This window comes from Streptomyces sp. NPDC052064 (assembly GCF_055585925.1).
In genome coordinates, this window is record NZ_JBVJJE010000003.1 from 80024 (window position 1) to 105173 (window position 25150).

15 protein-coding genes are annotated in these 25150 nt (G+C 72.6%); 7 read left to right on the forward strand and 8 right to left on the reverse strand.

The features are described from left to right. Nucleotides 1–4 precede the first annotated feature (4 nt). The 4 genes from ACZ6TU_RS08285 to ACZ6TU_RS08300 form a co-directional block, all read right to left on the reverse strand. Nucleotides 5–10657 carry an amino acid adenylation domain-containing protein gene (locus ACZ6TU_RS08285; RefSeq protein WP_467680720.1) on the reverse strand — a complete coding sequence of 3551 codons (10653 nt, stop codon included), beginning with the start codon at nt 10655–10657 and terminating at the stop codon, nt 5–7. Next, on the reverse strand, nt 10617–12098 hold the full coding sequence (locus tag ACZ6TU_RS08290) for an MFS transporter (RefSeq protein ID WP_467680722.1): 1482 nt from the start codon (nt 12096–12098) through the stop codon (nt 10617–10619). Before ACZ6TU_RS08290 ends, ACZ6TU_RS08285 begins: the two co-directional genes overlap by 41 nt. Nucleotides 12099–12202: 104 nt before the next feature. Continuing rightward, nucleotides 12203–12571 (reverse strand): MazG-like family protein, encoded by a 369-nt coding sequence (locus ACZ6TU_RS08295; RefSeq protein ID WP_467680724.1) that lies wholly within the window; start codon nt 12569–12571, stop codon nt 12203–12205. 54 nt (nt 12572–12625) lie between these two features. After that, on the reverse strand, nt 12626–13183 hold the full coding sequence (locus tag ACZ6TU_RS08300; RefSeq protein ID WP_467680726.1) for a DoxX family protein: 558 nt from the start codon (nt 13181–13183) through the stop codon (nt 12626–12628). 148 nt (nt 13184–13331) lie between these two features. Between ACZ6TU_RS08300 and ACZ6TU_RS08305 the strand changes: the two genes are divergently transcribed. From ACZ6TU_RS08305 to ACZ6TU_RS08315, 3 genes are all read left to right on the forward strand, one after another. Beyond that, nucleotides 13332–13658, forward strand: coding sequence for a nuclear transport factor 2 family protein (locus tag ACZ6TU_RS08305; RefSeq protein WP_467680728.1), 327 nt, complete (start codon nt 13332–13334; stop codon nt 13656–13658). 60 nt (nt 13659–13718) lie between these two features. Next, the gene (locus ACZ6TU_RS08310; RefSeq protein WP_467680730.1) at nt 13719–14705 is read left to right on the forward strand and encodes an aldo/keto reductase; all 987 of its coding nucleotides are present in this window, start codon (nt 13719–13721) and stop codon (nt 14703–14705) included. 74 nt (nt 14706–14779) lie between these two features. Further along, on the forward strand, nt 14780–15922 hold the full coding sequence (locus tag ACZ6TU_RS08315; protein WP_467680732.1) for a D-alanyl-D-alanine carboxypeptidase family protein: 1143 nt from the start codon (nt 14780–14782) through the stop codon (nt 15920–15922). A 295-nt stretch (nt 15923–16217) separates the two neighbouring features. Here ACZ6TU_RS08315 and ACZ6TU_RS08320 read toward each other — a convergent pair whose 3' ends face one another. Beyond that, a complete protein-coding gene (locus ACZ6TU_RS08320) occupies nt 16218–16976 on the reverse strand; it encodes an SDR family oxidoreductase (protein WP_467680734.1) in 759 nt (252 codons plus the stop codon). A 133-nt stretch (nt 16977–17109) separates the two neighbouring features. On the opposite strand from ACZ6TU_RS08320, the gene ACZ6TU_RS08325 reads away from it, so the two are divergent. Further along, entirely contained in the window at nt 17110–18750 is a 1641-nt protein-coding gene (locus ACZ6TU_RS08325) for an alkaline phosphatase D family protein (RefSeq protein ID WP_467680736.1), read from the forward strand. Here the strand turns inward: ACZ6TU_RS08325 and ACZ6TU_RS08330 are convergent. After that, nucleotides 18737–19771, reverse strand: a complete 1035-nt coding sequence (locus ACZ6TU_RS08330; protein WP_467680738.1) for a Gfo/Idh/MocA family protein — start codon at nt 19769–19771, stop codon at nt 18737–18739. The two genes, ACZ6TU_RS08325 and ACZ6TU_RS08330, sit on opposite strands and share 14 nt — an antisense overlap. Nucleotides 19772–19856: 85 nt before the next feature. Here ACZ6TU_RS08330 and ACZ6TU_RS08335 point away from each other — a divergent pair, with 85 nt between their 5' ends. Continuing rightward, nucleotides 19857–21272 carry a multidrug effflux MFS transporter gene (locus ACZ6TU_RS08335; RefSeq protein WP_469547462.1) on the forward strand — a complete coding sequence of 472 codons (1416 nt, stop codon included), beginning with the start codon at nt 19857–19859 and terminating at the stop codon, nt 21270–21272. An 11-nt stretch (nt 21273–21283) separates the two neighbouring features. After that, the gene (locus ACZ6TU_RS08340; protein ID WP_467680909.1) at nt 21284–22399 is read left to right on the forward strand and encodes a serine hydrolase domain-containing protein; all 1116 of its coding nucleotides are present in this window, start codon (nt 21284–21286) and stop codon (nt 22397–22399) included. A gap of 154 nt (nt 22400–22553) precedes the next feature. Here ACZ6TU_RS08340 and ACZ6TU_RS08345 read toward each other — a convergent pair whose 3' ends face one another. Together ACZ6TU_RS08345 and ACZ6TU_RS08350 are read right to left on the reverse strand one after the other, a co-directional pair. Beyond that, nucleotides 22554–23114, reverse strand: coding sequence for a DUF6415 family natural product biosynthesis protein (locus ACZ6TU_RS08345; RefSeq protein WP_469547464.1), 561 nt, complete (start codon nt 23112–23114; stop codon nt 22554–22556). Continuing rightward, nucleotides 23111–23413 carry a hypothetical protein gene (locus ACZ6TU_RS08350; protein WP_469547466.1) on the reverse strand — a complete coding sequence of 101 codons (303 nt, stop codon included), beginning with the start codon at nt 23411–23413 and terminating at the stop codon, nt 23111–23113. The genes ACZ6TU_RS08345 and ACZ6TU_RS08350 overlap by 4 nt, the downstream gene beginning before the upstream one ends. A gap of 366 nt (nt 23414–23779) precedes the next feature. Here ACZ6TU_RS08350 and ACZ6TU_RS08355 point away from each other — a divergent pair, with 366 nt between their 5' ends. Continuing rightward, nucleotides 23780–25027, forward strand: a complete 1248-nt coding sequence (locus ACZ6TU_RS08355; protein WP_467680746.1) for an XRE family transcriptional regulator — start codon at nt 23780–23782, stop codon at nt 25025–25027. Nucleotides 25028–25150 lie beyond the last annotated feature (123 nt).

Here is a 25150-nt window from a genome sequence, read left to right on the forward strand (position 1 = left end):
GCGATCAAGCTCCCGAGTCCACCGCGGACCTCAGCGCCTCGGTGAAGGACCTGGCCCACGCCTCGACCGTCTCGTGGGTGAACAGGTCCGTCGAGTACTCGAAGGTGACCGTGATCGTGTCGGCCTCGGGGGCGATCACGACGTAGAGCTCGTTGCGGGCCACGCCCTGGACGGGGAGGGCGCGGATGGTGGTGGAGACCTCCTGGAGATTCAGGGTCGGGGGCTCCGTGGTGATCACTGTGAACAGGACCGTGGGGAAGAGGGCGTCCTTCAGCTCGGGCGAGACCAGGGACACCACGTCCGTCAGGGGGAGTTCCTGGTGGTCGAGGGCCGTGAAGAGGGCGGTGCTCAGCTGGGACACCAGGTCGGGGAAGGTTCCCGCTTCGGACAGCCGGGCCCGTAGGAGTACGGCGTCGCCCAGGATGCCGACGATCTCGGAGCGGTCCCGCTGGACGCGGTTCGCGCTGGAGGCCGCCAGGACGATGTCGTTCCGCTCGCCGCAGAGGTCGCCCAGCCAGGTGGCGAACGTGGCCGCGAGGACCGTGTAGGCCGTGGTGCCCAGGCGGGTTGCCGTGCTGGTGAGGCGGGCCGGTGTGTCGTCGGTGATGGTCCAGGTGTGCAGGGCGCCCCGGCCGGAGAGCTTGCCCGGGTGCGGGTGGTCGTAGGGGAGGGGCGGGCGTAGCGGGATGGTGTCGAGTTCCGTGCGCCAGAAGTGTTCCAGGGCTGTCCTGCGGTGGTCCGGCAGGGAGTGTTCCGATCGGGCGAAGTCCGTGAACTGAGCGACGGTGGCCGGCAGTTGTGGGGCCTTACCGGACCGTCGCGCGTTGTACAGCTCCTCCAGGTCGCGCCTGATGAGGCTCAGGGACCAGCCGTCACACACCGCGTGGTGGAAGACCGTCACCATGACCCAGTGCTCCTCGGCGAGACGGGCCAGGCGGAAGCGGAAGAGAGGGATCTGGTCCAGCGTGAACGGGGCGCGGACCTGCTCGCGGCACCAGCGGTCCACGTGCTCCGCATCGCCGGCGTGGGCACGGAGGTCGGTGATCGGTAGCGTCACGGGGACGTGGGCCAGGGCTTCGACCTCGTACCGTCCGTCCGCTCGGCGGACCGGCCTGCTGCGGAGGGCGTGGTGGCGTGCCACCAGGTCCATGAGGGCCTGGTGCAGGATCTCGGGGTCCAAGTCGCCGTTCAGGTCCATGCGGTGGGCGATGTTGTAGACGCTCGGGTCGGGGAGTGCGTGGTGGCGCCGCCACAGGCGGCGCAGGGTCGAGGGCATCGGCGCGGTGTCCACGACACGGTGACGTGTCGCGATGCCCCGGATCGTCGGATCCAGGAAGAAGTCGGCCATCGTGAGATCGACGTCCGCCTCCTCCCGCATGCGGTTCAGCAGCCGGATCGCGTTCAGGGAGTGGCCGCCGAGTTCGAAGAACGATGTGGTGACCGGTATCGGCCGCGTGCCCAGTTCCTCGCCCCACAGGTCGCGCAGCGTCTTCTCCAGGGCTGTCGTCGGCCCGGTCTGCGACGGCTCGGCGGGCTCGTCCACCGGATCCGGCAGGGCCGTGCGGTCCAGCTTGCCGGAGGCGTTCACCGGGAGGCGGTCGAGGGCCACCCAGCGGCGGGGCACCAGATGGTCCGGCAGTTCGGCGACCAGTTCGGTGCGCACGGAATGCCAGGACGCCGTCGGTTCGGTGGGCACCACGTACGCGACCAGCTCCATGTCACCGTGGCGGTCCCGGCGTGGGAGGACCGCCGCGTCCCGGACCCCGCTCAGCGCTGTCAACGCCGACTGGACCTCGCCCGGTTCGACGCGGTAGCCACGGATCTTGACCTGGTCGTCCGCCCGGCCCCGGTACTCCAGCGTGCCGTCCGTGCGCCGGCGGGCCAGGTCGCCCGTGCGGTACAGCACCCCGCCCTCGCCGTCGTCGAGGAACGCCGCGGCGGTCTCGGCGGGGCGGTTGTGGTAGCCGTGCGCCACCGGTATCCCGCTTACGTGGATCTCGCCGACGGCGCCGACCGGGACCTGCCGGCCCGAGTCGTCCAGCAGCAGGATGCGCGCTCCCGGCACCGGTGTGCCGATCGGGGGCCAGTCCTCGCCGGCCGGGTCGACGCGGTGCGACGTGACGATGACCGACGTTTCCGTGGGGCCGTACTGGTTGTGGAGCGCGCAGTCCGGGTGCGTGGCGAGGAAGCGGCGGAAGGCGGGCGTGAGCTGGAGTGCCTCGCCCGCCGAGAACAGCTCGCGCAGGGAGGGGAGGCGGGGGGCGGTCTCCATCAGGTACTTCAGGGGGGTGCAGGGCATGAACATGCGCTGTACCCGGTGGTGGCGTACCGCCTGCGCCAACGCCGCGGGGTCGTGCCGTACGGCGTCGTCGACGAGGACGAGCGCGGCTCCCGAGGCCAGCGTCGTGAAGATCTCCTGCACGCTGACGTCGAACGCCGGTGACGTCCACTGGAGGGTGCGGAGCGCGGGGTGGCGGCGCAGATGGCCGTGGACCAGGTTCGCCGGGCCGCGGTGGGGTACGACGACGCCCTTCGGGCGGCCGGTCGAGCCCGAGGTGTGAATGCAGTACGCCGGGTCCTCCGGGCCCGCTCCGCCCGGGAGGGGGGTGGACGGCAGTGTGTCGTCCGTCTGTTCCATGCGCAGGACGGGCAGTTCCGGCGCGAGGTCCGGGTGCCCGGTGAGCGCGGTGCCGGAGGTGAGCAGGAGCACGGGTGTGCCGTCGGCGAGCAGCAGCGACAGACGCGGGGTGGGGAGTGACGGGTCGAGGGGGAGGTATGCCGCCCCGCTCTTGAGCACCGCCAGCAGGGCCGTGATCAGGTGCGGGCCTCGCGGCAGGAGTACGGCGACCCGTTCTCCGCGTGCCGCGCCCCTGGTGCGGAGCTGCCGGGCGAGGCGGTTGGCCGCCGCGTCCAAGTCCGCGTAGGAGACCTGTTGTTCCCCGCTGATCAGCGCCGCGGCGTCCGGAGTGCGGTGGGCCTGTTGTTCGAACAGGCCGTGCAGAGTGGCCGGGGCCCCTTCGCCGGGGTGCTCCGGGTGGGACAGGGCCGCGCGGTCCGCGGCCGTGAGTGCGGTCAGATCCGCGAGCGGCGCGCCCGGTGTGTCCAGCGCGCGGCGCAGGACCTGTTCGACGTAGTCCACGAAGCGGCGCACCGTGGCCTCGTCGAAGAGGGCCGTGTCGTACTCGACCATGAAGCGGACGCCGCCCGCGTGGTGGGTGAGGTAGACGCTGAGGTCGAACGGGGCACGGGAGCTCGGGACGTCGAGCAGGGCGGCCGTCAGGCGGGGCGGGTCGAAGAGGGCCTCGCCCTCGTTCTCGTACTCCACCATCACCTGGAACAGCGGATTGCGGCCCGGGTCGCGACGCGGGTTGAGCGCGCCGACCAGTTCGTCGAAGGGGACAGCGCGGTGTTCGTACGCCGATGTGCTGCTTTCCCGGACCCGGTGCAGCAGCGTCGGGAAGTCCGGATCGCCGGTCAGGTCCAGGCGCAGCGGCACGGTGTCGAGGAACAGGCCCACGTGGTCTTCCGCGCCCGCGGGGCGGGCGGCTACAGCGGTGCCGATCACCACGTCCCGTTGCCCGCTGAAACGGCCCAGGACCGCGCCGATCGCGCCGGTCAGCGTCATGAAGAGGGTGGCGCGGTGCCCGGCGGCGAACTTCCGCAATCCGGCCGTGAGTTCCGCGTCGAGGGCGTGTGTGAGGCTCGCGCCCGCTCCCGTCCTGACCGGCGGGCGGGGGCGGTCGGTGGGGAGCGTCAGGTCATGTGCGTCGCCGAGGTGCTGTCGCCAGAAGTCGAGGGACGCGGGATCCGGCTGGGTGGCCGCCGGCAGTTCGGACAGAGGTCGCGGTTCCACTCCTCCGCCCCGGCGTGCGCGGTAGTACGCGGCCAGGTCGCGCGCCAGCACGGCCGTGGAGGAGGAGTCGAACACGATGTGGTGGGCCAGGAAGAAGAGCAGGTGGTGGTCCGCGGAGAGGCGAAGCAGGCGGGCCGCGACCAGCGGGCCCGTGGAGAGGTCGAGCCCGTGGTTGTCCGCGAGCGTCGACCGCAGGACCTCCTCCTCCGTCGAGCCCGTGTGGTCCTCCACCGGGCAGTCGAGCGGCATACGGTCGCGGATCTCCTGGTACGGGACACCGGCCGTGTCACCGAAGACCGTGCGCAGGGCCGGGTGCCGGTCCGCGACGCGGTGCAGCGCCCATTGCAGCGCCTGGACGTCCAGGGGGCCGTCCAGGCGGATCGCCTTGGGCTCGTGGTACATGGCGGTGCCCGGGTGCAGTTGCTCCAGGAACCAGATGCGGCGCTGGGCGGGGGTGAGCGGCCGTCGGCGCGGCTCGGGCAACGCCTGCGGCCCGGTTCCCGGACTCGTCCTGCGGACCCGGTCCAGTAGCGGCAGCGCCGCCAGCACCTTCTCCTTCGGTACGCCGAAGTCCACGAAGCAGGCGATCTCGTCCGCTCCGGCCTCCCGCAGTCGCCGTACGGTCTCCGCGGCCGTCTGCTCGTCGCCGATCAGCGCGCGGGAGTCGCAGTAGCGCTCGTAGGCGCGACCGAGGAGGAACTCCACGTCCTCCTCGGGCGTGTTCTCCAGGTCCACCTGGAAGCCGAGACTGTTGGTGACCTGGTCGAAGAGGGAGAGCGAGGAGCGCAGATACGACAGGAAGGGCCGGTACGCCTCGGCCCGCGCCCGCTCCGCGTCGTCCTCCAGGTAGGTGTGCACGAGCACCACGACCCGCCCGGCCGCCGGGTCGAGACCGTGCTCGGTACGGCAGCGCCGGTACAGCGCGATGTTCTCGGCCAGTTGCTCCACCGTCTGCGTCATCAGGTTCGTGACCACGCCGAGGTCCTCGGCGGCCGCCCGGCGGTAGCTGTCCGGGTTCCCGACGACGGCCACGTACATCGGCGGCCGTTCCTGTACGGGGCGAGGGTGCAGGCGGAGCTCGACGGGGGTGCCGTCGCCCGCCGTCGTCTTCACCGGCTGTCCCGACCAGAGGTCCCGTACGGTCGCCAGGTGCTCGTACATCACCTCCCGGTGCCGGCCGAAGTGCTGCGGCGCGAGCGCGAAGTCGGTGGCGTGCCAGCCGCTCGCGAAGCACAGGCCCGTCCGGCCGCCGGAGATGTTGTCGACCACCGACCACTCCTCCGCGACCCGGGCGGGATGGTGCAGCGGCAGCACCACGGAACCGGCGTGCAGCCGGATCCGGCTGGTCCGGGCGGCGAGGGCCGCGGCCAGTACGGAGGGGTTGGGGAAGAGCGCGCCGAAGGAGTTGAAGTGCCGCTCGGGGAACCACAGGGCGTGGAAGCCGTGCTGGTCGGCGAAGTCCGCGGCGGCCATGATCAGGCCGTATTTGTCGTGGTCGGTGTCCTGGGGGTAGTCGCCGAAGAAGTAGAGGCTGAAGTCGAAGGCAGCAGGGGAGGGGGCGGAGGGTGTGGGCGCGGGTCGGGGGACAAGGGGTGCCGTCCGTGCCGGAGTGGGCGGTGCCGTCGTGGTGCCGGACGTCGCGAGCACGTCCAGTTGGCGGGAGATCATCTCGCCCACCTGGCCGACGAGTTGCTCCGCCAGCCGTAGCTGCTGACCGAACAAGGCGTGCAGCCCTTCCGGGGACTCCGACGGAGCAGTGGGCACCGCCGGCTGCTCGGCCACCGGTTCCTGGACCACTGGTTCCTGGACCACTGGTTCTTGGACCACTGGCGCATCTCCCCGCAGTTGCGTGACCCGTTCGGCCAGCCGGCGCGGTGTGTCGGCCGAGTCGAACACCTCCCGGACCGGGACACGGGCGCCGTACCGCTGTTCCAGCTCCGTCGTCATGCTCATCAGAGAGAGCGAGTCGGCGCCCAGGTCGAAGAAGGAACTGTCCGGTGCGACGTCGGCGGTGGGGCGGCCGAGCCTGTCCGCCGCCAGTTCCCTTATGACGAGCAGGACTTCGCCGTCCGGTATGACGAGCAGGGCCTCGTCGTCCGGCCCCGACTTCCCAGGAGCCGGCGCCGGCACCGACACTTCCGCCCGGTACGGCACCGCACGCCGCCGCAGCGGATGCCCCGGGAGCGGCATCCGTCCCCCGTCACCGGTCAGCGCCTGCCAGTCCAGGTCGGCGCCCCTGCCGTACAGCGAGCCGAGCGCCGTCAGGAACCCCTGTGCCTGCTCGGCTGCCCCGTCCCCTTCGCCCTGCCCGCTCAGCCAGCGGCTGTCGGGTACGCAGTGCCGGCCGAGGCCGGTGAGGGTCCGCCCGGCGCCGATCTCCACGAAGTCCCGGCAGCCCTGTTCGACGGCCGTGTCCATGGCGAGGTCGAAGCGAACCGGCTGCCGGGCCTGCCGGCAGAGGTACTCCACGTCGACCGTCCAGCCGGCGAGGCGCAGCTCACCGTCGGCCGTGGTCACCAGCGGGGTGCGCAGCGGACGGTACGTCGCGCCGCGCGCACGGGTCCGGAACTCGTCCAGGGCGTGGTCGATCCCGGCGGAGTGGAACGCCCGGTCGACCGGCAGCGCACGCCACCGCAGGCCCTCCTGGTCGAGCAGCCCCGCCGCCTCCTTCAGGGTCTGCGGCGGGCCCGAGAGCACCTGGGCGTGGGGGCCGTTGACCGCGGCGAGCTCCGCACCCGCGGCCAGCGCGATGCGCCGCGCGGTGGCCCGGTCGGCCCGGACGGCGAGCATGCCCCCGGCCGGGCAGCGGGTCTGCATCAGCCGCCCGCGCCAGGCGGTGAGCCGCAGCCCGTCCTCCAGCGTCAGGGCACCGGCCGCGTACAGGGCGGCGTACTCGCCGACGCTGTGCCCGAGCAGGAGCCCGGGGCGTATCCCGGCCGCGCGCCAGGCGTCCGCCAGGGCCGCCTGGTGGGCGAAGAGGGCGGCTTGCGCCGTTTCGGTGGGCCAGATCTCGTCGTCCGCGGGGCGGTCGGCGGGAGCGGGGGCGGTCAGCAGCCGGGCGAGCAGGCTGCCGCCCAACTCCTCGGCGTAGACCTCCTCGCACCGGTCGAGCGTGGCCCGCGCGGCCGGGTGCGCGGCGTACAGGCCGTTCGCCATGCCGCGACGGGCACTGCCCTGGCCCGCGAACGCGAAGGCGATGGGGCCGAGAGGGGAGGGCGTGAGGTGGTGCTGTTCCCCCAGCGCGCGGGCGAGTTCGCCGGCCGTGCGGCCGGCCACGGCGGTGCGTGCCGCGCGGTGCGGCCTGCCGAGGGCCAGGGTGGCGGCCACGTCGGGGGCCGGGAGGCCGGGCCGGGCCAGCAGCTGGTCGCGCAGCCCGGACCTGAGCTCGTCCAGGGCCTCGGGGTCGCGGGCCGACACGGGGACGAGGACGGGCAGTTCGGGGGCGGGGCGAGGGCGTGCGGGCGGGGCCTCCTCCAGCACCACATGGGCGTTGGTGCCGCCGACGCCGAGCGCGCTGACCCCGGCCCGGCGGGGCACGCCGTCCGGCACCTGCCACGGCCGCAGCTCCGTGGCGAGCGCCAACGGGCCATCGGACAAGGGCAGTTCTGGGTTCGGACGGGTCAGGTGCGGTGTCGGCACCAGGGTGCGGTCGCGCAGCATGAGGACCGTCTTGATGAGCCCGGCCATTCCGGCACAGCTGTCGAGATGCCCGATGTTCGGCTTCACCGAGCCGACCACGCAGGGGCCGGAGCGAGCTGATCCCCCCGTGCCCTCGCCCAGCGCCCGCCGCAACGCCGTCAGCTCCACCGGGTCCCCGAGCCGCGTTCCCGTGCCGTGCGCCTCCACGTACGAGATCGTCTCGGCGGGAACCTCCGCCCTGCGCAGCGCCTGACGTACGACCTCGGCCTGTCCCTCGACACCGGGCGCGCTGAAGCCGACCTTGGAGGCGCCGTCGTTGTTGACCGCGGAGCCCAGGATCACCGCGTGCACGGTGTCGCCGTCGGCCAGCGCCCGGTCGAGGCGCTTGAGCAGGACGGCGGCGACGCCGTTGCCGCCGACGGTGCCGTCGGCCTCCGCGTCGAAGGCGCGGCAGCGTCCGGTGGGGGAGAGGATCGATCCGGGGTGGCTGTGATAGCCGGTCTCCTGGGGCAGGTGCACGGCCGCGGCGCCCGCCAGTGCCAGGTCCGTCTCCCCGGTGAGCAGCGCCTGGACCGCGAGGTGCACCGCCACCAGGGATGTGGAACAGGCCGTCTGCACACCGATCGCCGGGCCGGTGAGGCCGAGCCGGTAGGCGACGCGGGTGGCGAGGAAGTCCGGCTCCTGACCGATGGCCGACTGCATGCCGGCGGCCGGGTCCGCCGGGTCGAACGGTGAGCCGGTCGCGGGCCGCTGCTGGTGGTCGTAGAGGTTCATGCCCGACCCGGCGAACACCCCCACCCGGACGCCGGGCGCGGTCGCCGCGTGGCCGCCGTCCTCCAGGGCCTGGTGGCAGCACTCCAGGAACAGCCGGTGCGCGGGATGCGTCAGTCCGGCCTCCTTGGGGCTCATCCCGAAGAAGTCCGCGTCGAACTCCTCCACGCCGTCGAGGATCCCGGCGGCGGGCACGAGGCCGGGCGCGCGGCGCTGCTCCGGCGACAGGCCCGCCGCCGCGAGCTCCTGCTCACCGAAGACCCGGACGCTGTCGACACCGTCCCGCAGATTGGCCCAGAACTCCTCGACCGAGTTCGCGCCGGGGAAGCGCAGCGACAGTCCGATGACGGCGATGCGGCGGTCGGGGGAGTCCGCGGGGGAGGCGCCCTCGGTCACCGTCTCGGGCCCGGTCGTCGTCGCCGGTGCGCTCGCCAGGTGTGCCGCGAGTGCCGTGACCGTCGGGTGCTCGAAGAACGCGGTCTGGGCGATCGGCGTCCCCAGGCGTTCCGCCAGCCGGTTGCGCAGGCGCACCAGCAGTACGGACGTCAGGCCGAGTTCGTAGAACGGCACGTCCGCGTCGGCCGGGCGGCCCAGTACGGCGCTCAGTTCCTCGCGGACGGCCCGGGTCACGGCGTCCGCGTCCGCCCGGGCGGCCGGTGCCGCGGTCGGCGCGGCGTCGAAGCCACCGGCGACCAGGCGGCTCTGGAGTTCCGCGCGGCGCACCTTGCCCGCCGGCGTCCGCGGGAACTCGCCCGCCGGGACGGGCAGGACGTGCGCGGCGGTGAGCCTGAGGCGGGTGAACAGCGCCGCCTTCACCTCCGCGGCGATCCGCGTGTCCTCGGCGGCGCCTCGGCTCACGAAGAACACCGCGAGGTCCTCCGTGCCCCGCTCCGGGTGCGGGATGCCGCAGGCGGCGACCTCGCCCTGGCGGACGCCGTCGACGGCGGTGGCCGTCTCCTCCACCTCGTGGCAGTAGACGTTGTGGCCGTTGAGGACGATCACGTCCTTGCGGCGGCCTGTGATGACGACCTGGCCGTCGTCGAGGAAGGCCAGATCGCCGGTGTCGAGCCAGTCGCGTCCGGCGGGGTAGGCGGCGGCGTCCGCCTCGGGGTTGTTCACGTAGCCGGGGGTGAGCCGCGCGGCCGAGTGGACCTGGAGCCTGCCGATGCGGCCCGGCGGGGCGAGGTCGCCGCGGTCGTCGACGATGCGCAGGGTGACGCCGTGCGCGGGCGAGCCGGAGGCGACGAAGGTGACGCAGTCGGCGTCCGGGGTGTCTTCGCCGGCCCGGACCAGGTCGCCGCCCAGGCTGTTCTTGAGCAGGCGGTGCACGGTGCCCGGCCGGTCCAGCCGGCCGTAGGTGACGGCCGTGACCGTCTCGGCCATGCCCCACACCGGGGCGATGTGCTCCTCGCGCACGCCGTACGGGGCCGTCGCGTCGAGGAAGCGGCGCAGCACCGGCAGCACGACCCGCTCGCCCCCGCACACCAGCGACTTGAGGCCGCTCAGGTCCCAGAGGCGGTCGGCCCGCTCGGCGAGCGCGTCCGCGACCAGCCGGTAGGCGAAGGTCGGTGCCCAGCCGTGCTGCGCCCGGTGTTCGTGGAGGAGGTCGAGCCAGCGCAGCGGGTCGCCGAGCACCCGCTCGGTGGGCGCGTGGACGTTGGTGCAGCCGGTGAAGACCGCGAGCAGGTGGTAGAGCAGGAAGGCGCCGCTGTGGTCGACGGGCAGCCAGTTCACCATCGTGTCAGCCGGGCGGACGTCGAGGATCCGCCGGCTGCTCGCCGCGAAGTCCGCGAGCCCGGCGTGCGTCAGCCGGGCGGCCTTGGGGGCGCCGGTGCTGCCGGAGGACAGCATCAGCAGGGCCGTGTCGGAGGGGGCCGGCTCGACGAGGTCGTCGTGGCCGTCCGCGGGCGGCGCGTCCAGGCAGGCCGCGGCGAGGGCGACACGCGGCGCGGGCGTGGCGTGGGCGAGGGCCGCCGCGCCGGGTGCGTCGGTCAGGACCAGCGGCTGGTCGAGCAACGCGCAGGCCTGCCGTAAGCGTTCGAAGGCCGGGGAGCCCGGCGCGGGATGCTCGGCGATGGCCACCGGTGAGGCGCCGCCGAGCACACACGCCCAGAAGGCGGGGAAGAACTCGGCCAGCGGCAGCCCGCACAGCACCACCGTGTCGCCGCGCCGCAGCCCGTGCGCCCGCAAGCCGGTGAGCATACGGCGTGCCGCGTCCAGCAGTTCGGGATACGACCGTGAGCTCGCCGTGCCGTCGGCGGTGACGGTGACGACGGCTCCGCCGGGAGCGGACCGGGCGGCGCCCAGCAGCGCCCGCACGGCGTCGACCGGATCGCCCTCCGTGCGTTCGGGTTCAGGGCCCCGGCAACTGGCTTGCCCCCGCAGACGTTCCATGCGCGTGCTCTCCCTTTTCTTCGCCGGACGGCGGGTGATGTGAGTGGTCCTCGCCTGTGGACGTGTGGTTCTCGCCGGTGGGCGGGTGGTTCTCGCCGACGGATGGGTGGTTCTCCTCGGTGGACGGGTGGTCCTCCCCGGCGGACGGGCGGCTCTCGCCGTTGGGCGGGCGGCCGTCGTCGGCGTGCGAGTACGAGTCGCCGTCGGCCTGGCCCGGCCGGCCCGTCCCCCGTCGACCCCCCGTGAACAGCAGCAGCGCCAGCGCCCCGCACACCGCCGCTCCATGGAAGGCGCCCACGACGGCCAGGGCGGGCAGCGCCTCCAGGGCGGCCGCCGCGGCCATCGTGCCCAGGGCGAATCCGGACTGCTCGGCGGTGGCGGACAGGCCGAACAGGCGGCCGCGCTGCCGGTCGGGGGCCGCCTGGAGGCGCGACGTGTAGACGATCTCGGTCCAGCCGTCCGCGAACCCCGCCGCCACGGCCGCCGCCATCAGGGCCGGGGCGGGCAGCCCGGTGAACGCCGCCACGAAACAGAACGACATCGCGCAGGTGCCCGCCGCGAACGCGCGCTCGCCCCAGGACGCCCCGTGCGACCGGCGTTTGAGGACCTGGTGGGCGAGCAGGGTGCCCACGGCCCACGCCGACCAGAACCGGGTCATGAACACCGCCGGATCGGACGGTTCGGCCGCGTGCGCCGCCAGCGGCAGCGCGACGTTGTGCGACGCGGACGCCAGCGCGTCGAGACCCCGCAGCGCGATCATGCCGAGGGTCGCTCCGGCGAGGCCCGCCAGACGCAGGCGCTGCCGCAGCCGCTTGCCGTGCCCCGGCGAGGACCCGGCGCCGGCCCGTTCCTCCCCGGACACGTCACGCGGTTCGTCGTCCGTGCGCGGCCGAAGCACCAGCACGGCCACCGCGGACACCGCGAAGCTCGCGGCGTTGACGGCGAAGGCGACACCGAAGCCGCCGAGGGCGATGACCGGCGCGGCCGACGCGAAACCCAGCACCGTGGCGACGGAACGGGCCGTGACCAGCACGCCGTTCGCCCGGGCGTGACTGTCCTGCCCGACCATGACCGGCACCGCGCTGCGCAGGGCGACGTTGAAGAACGTGTTGCCCGCGCCCAGCACGACCACCGCCCCGAGCAGCACCCACAGCGGTGTGTCCGACGCCTGGAGCGCGAGCACGACCATGGCGAGGGTCTGGGCGAGGTCCGTGACCACCATGACGGTCCGGCGCGTGACCCTGGCGGTCAGCGCCCCGGCGGCGAGGCCCGCCGTGACACCGGCCAGCAGCCGTACGGCCATCACGACGCCCACGCCCAGCGCGGTGCCCGTGACCTCGTACGAGAACAGGCTGAGTGCGATCAGATTCAGATAGGTCCCGTACGCCGACACGGCATGCGCGGCCACCACGGCACGAAACCGCCACTCCACCCCCGTCACCGGACTCCTCAACCTGGTTGGGCCAGGGTCGGCCGCTCGGCGCTTTTCACCGCAGCGTAACCCGACGGGGAAAGGTGAACGGGCTCTTGTGCGTTATCCGTTGATCAGAGCGACGGACGCGGCACGTCCGCATGTGTCGACTGCGCCGTGGACCGTCGGGTCACCCGCTCCAGATGCCGGGCGAAGACCTCCCGCGCCTCCGGCGTCAGGGTCCGCAGCACCACCAGTGCCGTGATGACGACGTCGCACAACTCCGACTGCACGTCGTCCCAGGTGTGCGTCACGCCCTTGCGCGGGTTCTGGCCGGTCGCGCCGATGACCGCCTCGGCGACCTCCCCGACCTCCTCGGACAGCTTCAGGATGCGCAGCAGCATGCCCTCGCGGCCCTCGATCGGGCGGTGGGAGTCGAGCCACTCCCACAGGGTGTCGATGGTGGCCCACAGCTCGGGCGCGGACGGCGTGTGATCGCTCATGGGGGCAGCCTGCCACGCGGGTACGACAGCGCCCCCGCCCCTTCCGGTCCCGCTCTACTCCATGTACTCCTCTTCGAACAGCGGGTCCTGCTCGCCTTCCTTCGCCTTCCGCAACCGCCGGGCGCGCGCTCCCACGACCAGCGCCGTCCCCGCCGCCGTCGCCGCGAACGCCGCCGGAATCATCCAGCCCCGGTTCACCGCGTGCCCGAGCACATGGTCCAGGGAGAGCCTTCCCGGGCCGGTGACGGCCAGGCCGGCCGCCGTGAGGCCCAGCGTCGCCGCGTACTCGTAGCCGCCGCTCTGGTTGAAGAAGCCGTTCGGCGTGTGCACCGCGGCCGCACCGGCCATCGCACCGGCCGCCGCGGCACCGGCCGCCGGTGTGGCGAGGCCCAGGGCCAGCAGCGCGCCGCCGCCGGTCTCCGCGAGGCCCGCTCCCGTCGCACTCGCCTTGCCGGGGACGTAGCCGACGGACTCCATGAACTGGCCGGTCCCCTCGATGCCGTGCCCGCCGAACCAGCCGAACAGCTTCTGCGTGCCGTGCGCGGCCAGCACACCGCCCGTCCCCAGCCGAAGCAGCAGCAGGCCCAGATCACGTCGGTCGTAACGCCTCACGTCGTCTCCCGGAGCAGACAGCAGGAACAGAGAACCACTCCCCGTCGCGTTTCCACCGTCGCACCCCTGACACCCCCCGGACCCGCCCGGGACGCCGTTCGGGTGGCACGGGTGGCGTGGCCGAGTGGCCGGTACGAGGCTGACTGCCATGACGATTCAGACCACGCGACTCAGCGATCCGGCCGTCCGTGCCTTCGTGACCGCCGTGAACAACCACGACCGCGAGAGCTTCATGGCGCTCCTCGCGCCGGGCGCGACCATGGCGGACGACGGCTCCGACCGCGACCTCGCCGACTGGGTCGACCGGGAGATCTTCTTTTCCCACGGCCACCTTGAGGTCGACAACGAGTCCAACGGCGGCCGCGCCCTCCTCGCCCGCTACAGCAACGACACCTGGGGCGAGATGCGCACCCGTTGGAGTTTCACCGTGGACGACGACGGCAGGATCACCCGTTTCGAGACCGGGCAGGCCTGAGAAACCCGCCCCGCCGGGGGGCTTGTGTTCGAGTGCACTCCAACTCCTAGCCTCCCGGACATGGAAACCACACGGCAGCTCGGACGCAGCGGCATCGAGGTGAGCGCCCTCGGCTTCGGCTGCTGGGCCATCGGCGGCGAATGGCAGGGGACCGACGGGCAGCCGCTCGGCTGGGGCAGGGTCGACGACGAGGAGTCGGTGCGGGCGGTGCGGCGCGCCCTCGACCTGGGCGTCACCTTCTTCGACACCGCCGACACCTACGGCACCGGACACAGCGAACGCGTGCTGGGCCGGGCCCTCGGCAAGCGCAGGGCCGATGTCGTCGTCGCCACCAAGTGGGGCAACGTGTTCGACGAGAGCACCCGGACCCGCACCGGCGGCGACGCCTCTCCGGCCCACCTGCGCCGCGCCCTGACCGCGTCCCTGGACCGGCTCGGCACCGACTACGTCGATCTCTACCAGTTCCATCTCTCCGACGCGGACACCGAGCAGGCCGCCCCGCTCCGGGACGCCTGCGAGGAGCTGGTCCGCGAGGGGCTGATACGGGCCTACGCGTGGAGCACCGACGACCCCGCACGCGCCGCCGTGTTCGCCGAGGGGCCGCACTGCGCCGCCGTCCAGCACACTCTCAACGTCCTCCAGGACGCGCCCGAGATGATCCGGCTGTGCGAGGAGGTGGGCCTCGCGAGCATCAACCGCAGTCCGCTCGCCATGGGGCTGCTCACCGGGAAACGCCGGGGCGGGCAGCCGTTGGAGGCCGGGGACATCCGCAGCAGGCCTCCGGCCTGGCTCCAGGGCTTCGGTGACGGATCCGGCGCCGACCCGGAGTGGCTCGCCCGCGTCGACTCCCTCAGGGACGTCCTCACCAGCGAGGGCCGCACGCTCGCCCAGGGCTCCCTGGCCTGGTTGTGGGCACGCAGCTCGTGCACGATTCCCATCCCCGGATTCCGTTCGGTCGCCCAGGCGGAGGAGAACGCGGGAGCACTGGAGAAGGGGGCACTGACCGGCGAGCAGCTGGCCGAGGTCGACCGGCTGCTCGGGCGGTGAGCATTGCGGGAGCTTGGGCGAGTCTTTGAACGTTCCGTGCACGCCGACGTGGTTTCGCTTCGTAACGTCGCGGGATGTGTGACTCCGCCCGGCTGTCCAGACGTTCCGTGCTCGCCCTGGCCGTGGCCGCCCCGGTGGCCGTCGCGGCACCGGCCCGGGCCTCCGGGCCGGTGCTCGGCGGTGACCGCCTCGGCGGCGACGCGGTACAGGTGGGCAGCACCACCGGACTGCCCAGGGGACTCACCGCCCGGTCCTGGCTGGTCGCCGATCAGGACAGTGGCGAGGTGCTGGCCGCCTACCGGGCGCACCGGCGGCTGCCGCCCGCGTCCACGCTGAAGATGCTGTTCGCCGACACGGTGCTGGACCGGTTCCCGCCCAGCAGCCGGCACCCCGTCACCGCCGCCGACCTCGCCGGGATCCCGGCGGGCTCCAGCCTCGTCGGGATCCGGGCCGGGACCACGTACACCGTCGGCCAGCTCTGGCAGGGCGTCTTCCTGCGCTCGGGGAACGACGCCGTGCACGTCCTCGCCCATATGAACGGCGGTGTGGCGAAGACCGTGGCCGAGATGCGGGCCAAGGCACGGGAACTCCAGGCCCTGGACACGCACGTGGTCAGCCCGGACGGCTTCGACCACCCGGGTCAGCTGTCCTCGGCGTACGACCTGACGCTCTTCGCCCGGCACGGGCTGCGCGACCCCGGCTTCCGCGCCTACTGCCGTACGAGAACGGCCGACTTCCCGGCCGGGGGCGGGAAGACGTTCCAGATCCAGAACACCGACCGGCTGCTGGGCGGGGCGTGGGGCCTGCGGGCGTATCCGGGGCTGATCGGAGTGAAGAACGGCTACACGACCCAGGCCGGCAACACCTTCACCGGCGCCGCCACGCGTGCCGGGCGCACCCTGCTCGTCACCGTCATGCACCCCGGCAACAGCGCCGACGCCGTCTACGAGGAGGCCGCCGCCCTGCTCGACTGGGGCTTCGCGCACGGGGCGTCGGCACGGGCGGTGGGCACGCTGGTCGAGCCGGTGAGCGAGGGGCGGGGAGCGGAGCCGCCACCCGTGCGCGGGCCCGCCGCCGCCGGCAGGGCCGCGCGCGGGCCCTCGGCGGGGCGGCTGGTGGAAGGTGCCGGGACCGCGGTCGCGCTCTTGGCGGGCTGCGCCTGGGCGTTGCGGCGGTGCAGGGCGTCCGGGCCCGCGAAGGGACGGCACCGCGAATGATGTCCACCGGCCGCCGTACGGCACCCGGCCCTTGACGTAAACGGCAGTCGTTCCACACGCACCGGTGCGTACCCCGCGGTCCCACGCGGGGTCCACCCCCACCCGGTGCCGTGGAACGACTGCCGTCGCCCCCCTGGACATGGCCTACGGAAGCCCTCAGATGGAGGTTCTCTGCTCCAACTGTGAAGCTTTCGTGTAGGAGAGTTGAGCATAAGCGTCCGGCCGGCCGCAATGGGGCGGACGTTCAAATTCCGTTTGTGCAGGTTGACGAGTTGACGAGTTCGCGCTCCCTGACTCAACCCCGCCCGACGTACGGCATCGCGGTGGCCAGTACCGTCGCGAACTGCACGTTCGCCTCCAGCGGCAGCTCCGCCATGTGCCGCACCGTGCGGGCCACGTCGGCGACGTCCATCACCGGTTCCGGGGCGACCTCGCCGCTCGCCTGAAGCGCTCCCGTCCGCATACGGGCCGTCATGTCCGTCGCCGCGTTGCCGATGTCGATCTGCCCGACGGCGATGCCGTACGGCCGCCCGTCCAGCGACAGCGACTTGGTCAGGCCGGTCAGCGCGTGCTTGGTCGCGGTGTAGGCCACCGAGTGCGGACGGGGCGTGTGCGCGGAGATCGAGCCGTTGTTGATGATCCGCCCGCCCTGCGGCTCCTGCTCCTTCATCTGCCGGTACGCCGCCTGCGCGCACAGGAACGCCCCGTTGAGGTTGGTGTCCACCACGTGCCGCCACGCCTCGTAGGGCAGCTCCTCGACCGGCACGCCGCCGGGCCCGAACGTGCCCGCGTTGTTGAACAGCAGGTCGACCCGCCCGAAGCGCTCGACGGTGGCGGCGAACAGGGCGGTCACGTCCTCGGGCCGTGAGACGTCCGTCCGTACGGCGAGAGCCGCGCTCCCGGGCACCAGGGCCGCCGTCTCCTCCAGCGCCTCGGCGCGCCGTCCCGCCAGTGCCACCGACCAGCCGGCGCGGAGCAGTTCCACGGCGACCGCCCGGCCGATGCCGGAGCCCGCCCCGGTCACCACCGCGATCGCATTTTCCTTGGCATTCATGGGCCCGCAGCGTACGGGAGGGCCCGCCATGCGGAACTCACCCATCCGTCACGCGAGTGCTGTGTACGTGTCAACCAGGTGTCGTCCCCGGCCACTCCAATGCCCCCTGAGCCATTCGTCAGGGGAGGACCGGATGACACCCACAGCACACCCGTCCCAGCACGCCCCCGAACTCCGCGCGGCCGCCCGGCACATCGGCCGCCGCCGCTTCCTCACCACCACCGGCGCCGCCGCCGCGCTGGCCTTCGCGACCAACCTGCCGTCCCCGGGAATCGCGGCCGCCGCCGAACTCGACGCCGCGCGGATCAACGAGAACCCGTTCACGCTGGGCATCGCCTCCGGCGACCCCCAGCCGGGCTCGGTCATCCTGTGGACCCGCCTCGCACCCGCCCCGTTCCAGGCCGACAGCGGACTCCCCGCCGAGCGCGTCACCGTCCAGTGGGAGCTGGCCCACGACGAGCGGTTCCGCCGCGTCGCCCGGCGCGGCACCGCCACCGCGCACCCCGAGTTCCACCACACCGTCCACGTCGAGGTCAGCCGCCTGGACGCCGGCCGTGTCTACTACTACCGCTTCCGCGTGGGCCGTTGGATCAGCCCGACCGGCCGCACCCGCACCGCCCCCGACCCCGGCAGCCGCGTCCCGGAACTCACCCTCGCAGCCGTCTCCTGCCAGGCCTACCACGACGGCTACTACACGCCGTACGCCCATCTCGCCACCGACGACGTCGACCTCGTCCTCCACCTCGGCGACTACCTCTACGAGTACGCCGTCAACGCCGTCGGCGGCCAGCGCAACTACACCGACCGCACGCTGCCGGACCTCTTCGACCGCGAGACCCTGACCCTGGACGACTACCGCCTGCGGTACGCCCTCTACAAGTCCGACCCCGACCTGGGCGCCGCGCACGCCGCGCACCCCTTCGTCGTCACCTGGGACGACCACGAGACCGAGAACAACTACGCCGACGACATCCCCGAGAACAGCGTCCCGCCGGAGGAGTTCCTGCTGCGCCGCGCCTCCGCCTACCGCGCCTACTGGGAGAACCAGCCGCTGCGGCAGCCGCAGCGCCCCGCCGGACCCGACATGCGGCTCTACCGCCGGCTGCACTGGGGCCGGCTCGCCCAGTTCGACGTCCTCGACACCCGCCAGTACCGCTCCGACCAGGCCTACGGAGACCAGGCGCACGTCCCCGGGCCCGAGTCCGACGACCCGGCGCGCACCATGACCGGGGCGACGCAGGAACGGTGGCTGCTCGACGGCTGGCGCTCCTCGCGGGCGCTGTGGAACGTCGTGCCGCAGCAGGTCCTGTTCGCCCGGCGGCACATGGACGCCACCACCCCGTCGCGGGTGTCGATGGACGCCTGGGACGGCTACAGCGCCTCACGCCGGCGCGTCCTCGACGGGGCGAAGGCCGCCGGCGTCGAGAACCTGATGGTGCTCAGCGGCGACGTGCACGCGGCGTACGCCTTCGACATCAAGGACGACTTCGACGACCAGTCCTCCGCCACGCTCGGCACCGAGATCGTCGCGACGTCGGTCTCCAGCGGCCGGGACGGCGCCGACAGGCCCGCCACCTGGGACACCTACATGTCCGCCAACCCGCACCTGAAGTTCTTCAACGGGCGGCGCGGCTACGTCACGGTCGCCCTGGGACGGGAGTCGGCGCGGGCCGACTTCAAGACCGTGCCGTACGTGACCCGGCAGGGGGCGCCGGTCACGACGGCCGCGTCCTTCGTGACGGAGGTGGGGGAGCAGGGGCTCAAGCCGGCGTGAGCTCGGCCGTGAGGTCCTCGTCCGGGGTCTCGCCCGGGTAGCGGACGCCGACGCGGTCCCGGATCGCGTCGAGCGTCCGCATCACCGCGAGCGTGCCGTCGAGCGGGACGAGCGGGGACTCGGTCTCACCGGCGCGCAGCGCGCGCATCACCTCGGCCGCCTCGTGACGGAGGCTGTTGCGGGGCCCGTCCGCCGGGTCGGCCGTGAACTCCTCGGGGTCACGGCCGTCCCGGTGCAGCACGAAGCGGTCCGGGAAGAAGAAGCCGTCCGGGATGTCGATACGGCCCTGCGAGCCGGTGACCGAGGCGGAGGTCGCCGTACCGCCGACGATGGAGCAGTGCACCGAGCCTAGAGCGCCGCTCTCCCAGGAGAGCAGTGCTCCCGTCTGGAGATCGACGCCCTCATCGGAGAGCACCGCTCTCGCGGCGATGTCCGACGGCTCCCCGAGCAGCAGCTGCGCGAACGACACCGGATACACGCCGAGATCGAGCAGCGCGCCCCCGCCCAGCTCCGGGTTCCGCAGTCGGTGCGAGGGCGGGAACGGCCCAGCCAGCCCGAAGTCGGCCTGGACGGTGCGCACTTCACCGATCGCGCCGTCGTCGACCAGCGACTTCAGCCGCCGCACCAGCGGATTGCAGTACATCCACATCGCCTCCATCAGGAAGCGCCCGTGCTCCCGCGCCAGCGCGACGAGTTCCGCCGCCTCGCGCACGTTCAGCGTGAACGGCTTCTCGCACAGCACGTTCCGCCCGGCCGCCAGACACAGACCGGCGGCGGTCCGGTGCGCCGTGTGCGGGGTGGCGACGTAGACGACATCGATGTCCTCGTCCCGGGCGAGCGCGTCCCAGTCGCCGTACGCCCGCGGAATCCCGAACCGCTCCGCGAACGTCTTCGCCGACGCCTCCGACCGGGACGCCACCGCCACGACCTCGGCGTCCGGCAGGTCGATCAGGTCCGCGGTGAACGCCGCCGCGATACCTCCGGTCGCCAGGATCCCCCACCGCACCGTGTCCGCCGTCATTCCCGCCCCGCCTTCACCTCGTAACCCGAGCAGTCCGTACGAGCTGAGAGCATAGGTGGCGATCGACTCGAAAAGGGAGGGACTCATGCCCGAGGGTGGGGCGTCCATATCGAACACCGCGCAGGGGGCCGCAGCCGGGGCGGAGCCCCCCGGCCTCACAGCGCACCGCCGCACCGGGCTCCTGGTCACCTTCCTCCTCGGCAGCCTGACCGCCGTACCCCCGCTGGCGATGGACATGTACCTCCCGGCCCTGCCGGAGGTCACCCGCGCCCTGCACGCCCCCGCAGCGACCGTCCAGCTCACCCTCACCACCTGCCTGGCCGGCATGGCGCTCGGCCAGCTCGTCGTCGGGCCGATGAGCGACCGCTGGGGACGCCGTCGCCCCCTCCTCGCCGGACTCGGCGTCTTCGTCGTCGCCACCGTCCTGTGCGCGCTCGCGCCCACCGTCGAACTCCTCGTCGCCTTCCGGCTGGCCCAGGGCCTCGCGGGCGCGGCCGCCATCGTCATCGCCCGGGCCGTCGTCCGCGACCTGTATGACGGCATGGCCATGGCCCGCTTCTTCTCCACCCTCATGCTGATCTCCGGGGTCGCCCCGGTCGTGGCGCCGCTGATCGGCGGGCAGGTCCTGCGCGTGACGGACTGGCGGGGCGTGTTCGTCGTCCTCACGGTCATCGGCATCCTGATCGGGGCCCTGGTCTGGACGAGGCTGCCCGAGACCCTGCCGCCCGCGCAGCGCCACAGCGGCGGCGTCGGCGAGGCCCTGCGCTCGATGCGCGGCCTGCTCGCCGACCGCTCCTTCGCCGGCTACACCCTCACCGGCGGCTTCGCCTTCGCCGCCCTGTTCGCCTACATCTCGGCGTCCCCCTTCGTCATCCAGGAGATCTACGGCGCCTCCCCGCAGACGTTCAGCCTGCTGTTCGGCGTCAACTCGGTCGGGCTGGTCCTCGTCGGCCAGATCAACGGCAAGGTCCTCGTCGGCCGGGTCAGCCTGGACCGCGTCCTGGGGACCGGCCTGACGATCGTCATCACCGCCGCGATCGCGCTGCTGCTGATGTCCCTGGGCGTGTTCGGCGAGGTCGGTCTCGCGCCCGTCGCCGTCGCGCTGTTCGTCCTGATGTCCGCGATGGGCATCACCCTGCCCAACACCCAGGCTCTCGCCCTGATGCGCACCAAGCACGCCGCCGGCTCGGCGTCCGCCCTGCTCGGCACGTCGTCGTTCCTCATCGGCGCGATCGCGTCCCCGCTCGTCGGCGTCGCGGGGGAGGACACGGCCGTCCCGATGGCCGTCGTCCAACTGGCCGCCGCCCTGGTGGCACTGGCCTGCTTCGTGGGAATGTGCCGACCCTGGAAGACGGACGGAAAGACGGACGGGAGGCCGGACGGAAATACGGCCGGGAAGCCGGACGGGCACACGGCCGGGAAGTCGGACGAGAAGACGGCCGGGAAGTCGGACGAGAAGACGGACGGCAGGCGCGCGAGCGTGGAGGGAGCGGACAGCTGAGCGCACCAAGACTGCGCGACGGCACGCCGGAACGGGCCGGACTCGATCCCGGGGAACTGCGTCACCTGGTCCGGGAGGTCCACGTCCTCACCACCGGGCAGCGCCCCTGGGCGCCCGGCGCGGTCGTGGTCGTCGGACGCGGCCCGGTGATCGCCGTGGAGGAGGCGGCGGGCTGGGCCGTGCGGTACTCGGCCTACGACGAGGACACCGACGCCGGCGTGGAACTGCCCGTCGAGGACCGCGTCCCGATGACCGTCGGCACCCCCTTCGACCTGGCATCCCTGACGAAGCTGTTCACTGCCGTGGCCGCCGTGCAGCAGATCGAGCGCGGCACCCTGGGCATCGACGCGAAGGTGGGCGCGTACCTGCCCGACTTCACGGCGGCCGCCCGCCACGGCATCACCGTACGGCAGCTGCTCACCCACACCTCCGGGCTGCGGCCCGAACTCCCGCTGTACGACTGCGCGGACGCGGCCGGGCGGCTGGCGGCGCTGCGCACGGAGGCACCGACCGGCGCACCGGGCACGTACGGCTACTCCGACCTGAACATGCTGCTCCTCCAGCACGTCCTGGAACGCATCACCGGCCGCACGCTCGACGTCCTCTTCCGCGACGGCATCACCCGGCCGCTGGGCATGACGGCGACGGAGTTCGGGCCGCGCCCCGGGGCGGCGGCGACAGAGGACCAGCGGCGGCCGTGGGCCAAGGCGGACCGGGGGATGCTGCGGGGCGAGGTGCACGACGAGAACGCCTGGGCCCTGGGCGGCGTGGCGGGCCACGCGGGCCTGTTCTCCACCGGCCGGGACCTCGCGGTGTTCTGCCGCACCCTCCTCGCCGGCGGCTCCTACGGCCCGGCCCGCATCCTCGGCCCCGACTTCGTCGACCTCCTCTTCACCCCACCCGGCCTGGCCTTCTCCCTCGACCAGCCCTGGTTCATGGGCGACCTGGCGGGGCGCGGCGCCGCGGGCCACACGGGCTTCACCGGCACGTCCCTCGTCCTCGACCCGGCGACGGACACGTTCCTGATCCTCCTCACCAACGCGGTCCATCCCCGTCGTCGCCACCCGGACAGCGCGCCGAGGGCGGCGGCGGGGTCGCGGGTGGCTCGGGCGGTGCGGGGGATGTGAGAGGGGGAGCGATGGTGTGCGGGGCGGTCATGAGGGGGCGGGCGCGAGCATCGCTCTCCTAATGAGGGTGTGGCCGGTTCGAATCCTGCCGGGGGCACCAGTGAGTAGGCCGCCTATGGATCTCCGTAGGCGGCCTTTTGTCATCGCACTGACCTCACAGCTGGCTCAATGCCCGGTCCCCCATGAGGCGTCTCGGTCGAGGGGAAGGCCCGCGCCGCGCTCGCCGGTACTCCTCGTAGAGCCGGTGGCCGGTCAGGCATCTGCCGATGGCCTCGCCGCTGTCGTCTGCGGTCCGGCAGTCCGGGCACCCGGGGAAGTGCAGGAGCATGCGCAGGTAGGCGGCTCGCTCGGGGGCGTTCGGGCACTGGTGTTCGTTCTTCTCGTAGTGGTCGCACAGGGCGCGGACGGATCGGGCAAGACGTTGCGAGTGGGCGATCCGGGCGGACGGGGTGCGGTCGAGCTCGGCTCTCAGCCGCAGCCGGGCTTCCCCGACGCAGAAGAGCCCACAGGCCCGCGCCACAGTGTCCTCGGGCAGTGCCTGCACGACGGTCTCGACCTCGGGAACGGCCAGCGTGAGGTGCCCGCGCAGTTGGAGTGTGAGCGTCTCCAGCCCGTCCGGTGAGAGCTCCTCGGCGTCGTTGGCGAGCGTGCTGTCCGCACAGGCACGCATCGTCTCGAGGTCCAGCGGCACAGCCTTGCTCGCGGGCGCGGTCATGACTCGTCCTCTTCGCCCGGGCAACCACCCGCCCAAACGAGCGCCTGCACGTCGGCTGCCGCGCACAGTCGGCCCGGCCGGAGCATGGGGACAGCCCAGTACGACTCTTGCGTCTGCTCGTCGAACTCCGTGCGGTCGCGTCGCGGTAGGCCGAGGCAGGTGCCCTCGCCCAGGCACTCCGCGATCGGCTCGCACCACGTCTGTGCGGTGCCGGGCGGTACGAGGGCGTAGTAGCGGCGGAATTCGGGGTCATGGATGACCGGGGCACCGCCGAGGCACCGAGCCGGCCGATCGGTCACGGTGTACTGCTCAACGCTGGCGACTGCCCGATGCACGATCCGCTCGGGCAGACGAACCGCCTCGAAGGCCTTCCCCAACGGGATCACGGCGAGCTTCGCGGCGCCGCTCCCCTCTCTACGCGCGGTGTCGGGTGACGGATGCGCCGATGCCAGCCACCGCCCAACAGTCCCCCATTCCGGCGCATTCGCCGGGGATGGGCAAGAAGTCCCCGGGAACCTAGTCCCTCTCATGTCGACGCTCCTCAGCAGCGTTGGCCACGCCCCGGGGCCGGTCGCACGGTCGCCGGGGTCCTTGCGGGAAGACCCTTGCGCCAAGCACCGCTTACTCCCATCCCAAGCCCCATAGGGCCGCCCTATATTGGGGTTATGGGGGACTTCCGCACGGACCTCTGGTCCCATCCCGTACTCGCCACAGCGGTCACCGACGAAGACTGGGGCCAGGTCTTCCGCACCTACCGGAAGCTCACCGGCCTGAGCCAGACCAAGCTCGGCGAACTCGTTGGCCTGGTCCAACCCGACGTCTCCGACAACGAACGCGGCCGACGCCGAGTGACCTCGCGAGAAGTGCGGCAGCGCATCGCCACCGGGCTCGTTATCCCACCGTCCCTTCACACCCCAGGGGCACAAGCGAAGACGGCACCGGTCCCCGCACTCGCGATTACCGGTCCCGGCCCCGACGAGGACCTCCTGGCCCGCGTGACAAGCGTCGTCGACACAACACACCACGTCGACGCCCCCACCCTGGACTGGCTGGACCGCCTCCTCGCCGAACACCGCCGTGCCGAGGACGTGATCGGCTCCCGCCCCCTCGTCGACGTCATGCGCAACCAGCTCCACACCGTCGTCGACCTCTACGCGGGCGCCCGAGGTCCTCTCGCCGACCGCGTGGTGCGCCTCGCCTCCGAACACGCCCAGTTCCTCGCCTGGATGGCCCAGGACCAGGGCCGGACGGCAGCGGCACTGGCCTGGTACGACCGCAGTCACGAATGGGCCCTGGAAGCCGGCGACCCCAACATGGCCGCCACCACCCTCAGCATGAAGGCCCACATGGCCTGGTCCGGCGGACGCGGCACCCGATGCGTACGTCTCGCCGAAGCCGCCCGCTGGTCCGCGCCCGGCACCTCCCTCGGCGTCCAGGGTATGGCCGCCCAGATGGCTGCCCGCGGCCACGCCATCAATGGCGACGCCGACGACGCCCAACGCCTCCTCGACGAAGCACAGACCCTCATCAACCGCGCCGCCGAACACCCGGAGAACGAACCACCGTGGATGTACTTCTACGGCGAAACCTGGTTCACCCTCCAACGCGGCATGGCCGCACTGCACCTACGCCACTGGCAAACAGCCATCGACCACCTCACGACCGGGCTGGACGCCCTGCCGCAGGAGTACCGACGCGACAGAACCTGGTACCGCGCGTGCCTCGCACACGCCCTCGCCGGCGCCGGCGAAGCAGCTCAAGCCTTCTCAGTAGCCGCGACAACCGTCCCCGACGCCGCAGCCATCGGCCGCCCCCACTCCTGGAATGAACTCCACAGCACAGCAGCCGTACTCCTGCGGCACGGAGCCAAGGAAGGACCCCAACTGGTCGCCGCACTACGAGAACACGACTGAACAGGCCCTCCACCACAGTGTGCCGCTCACCTCCAGCCGGACACACCCCGAGCGGATCGGACCGGATCGCACAAGCGGGGTACACAACACCTCCTTTTCTGCGACACTTCACTTTCGCTCGTT

What these genes read in the sequence shown, in the direction of transcription:
- ACZ6TU_RS08320 (WP_467680734.1), bottom strand. Translation starts at nt 16,976, where the DNA reads ATGAATGCCAAGGAAAATGCGATCGCGGTGGTGACCGGGGCGGGCTCC.
- ACZ6TU_RS08355 (WP_467680746.1), top strand. Translation starts at nt 23,780, where the DNA reads ATGGGGGACTTCCGCACGGACCTCTGGTCCCATCCCGTACTCGCCACA.
- ACZ6TU_RS08310 (WP_467680730.1), top strand. Translation starts at nt 13,719, where the DNA reads ATGGAAACCACACGGCAGCTCGGACGCAGCGGCATCGAGGTGAGCGCC.
- ACZ6TU_RS08330 (WP_467680738.1), bottom strand. Translation starts at nt 19,771, where the DNA reads ATGACGGCGGACACGGTGCGGTGGGGGATCCTGGCGACCGGAGGTATC.
- ACZ6TU_RS08315 (WP_467680732.1), top strand. Translation starts at nt 14,780, where the DNA reads ATGTGTGACTCCGCCCGGCTGTCCAGACGTTCCGTGCTCGCCCTGGCC.
- ACZ6TU_RS08325 (WP_467680736.1), top strand. Translation starts at nt 17,110, where the DNA reads ATGACACCCACAGCACACCCGTCCCAGCACGCCCCCGAACTCCGCGCG.
- ACZ6TU_RS08335 (WP_469547462.1), top strand. Translation starts at nt 19,857, where the DNA reads ATGCCCGAGGGTGGGGCGTCCATATCGAACACCGCGCAGGGGGCCGCA.
- ACZ6TU_RS08295 (WP_467680724.1), bottom strand. Translation starts at nt 12,571, where the DNA reads ATGAGCGATCACACGCCGTCCGCGCCCGAGCTGTGGGCCACCATCGAC.
- ACZ6TU_RS08305 (WP_467680728.1), top strand. Translation starts at nt 13,332, where the DNA reads ATGACGATTCAGACCACGCGACTCAGCGATCCGGCCGTCCGTGCCTTC.
- ACZ6TU_RS08285 (WP_467680720.1), bottom strand. Translation starts at nt 10,657, where the DNA reads ATGGAACGTCTGCGGGGGCAAGCCAGTTGCCGGGGCCCTGAACCCGAA.
- ACZ6TU_RS08345 (WP_469547464.1), bottom strand. Translation starts at nt 23,114, where the DNA reads ATGACCGCGCCCGCGAGCAAGGCTGTGCCGCTGGACCTCGAGACGATG.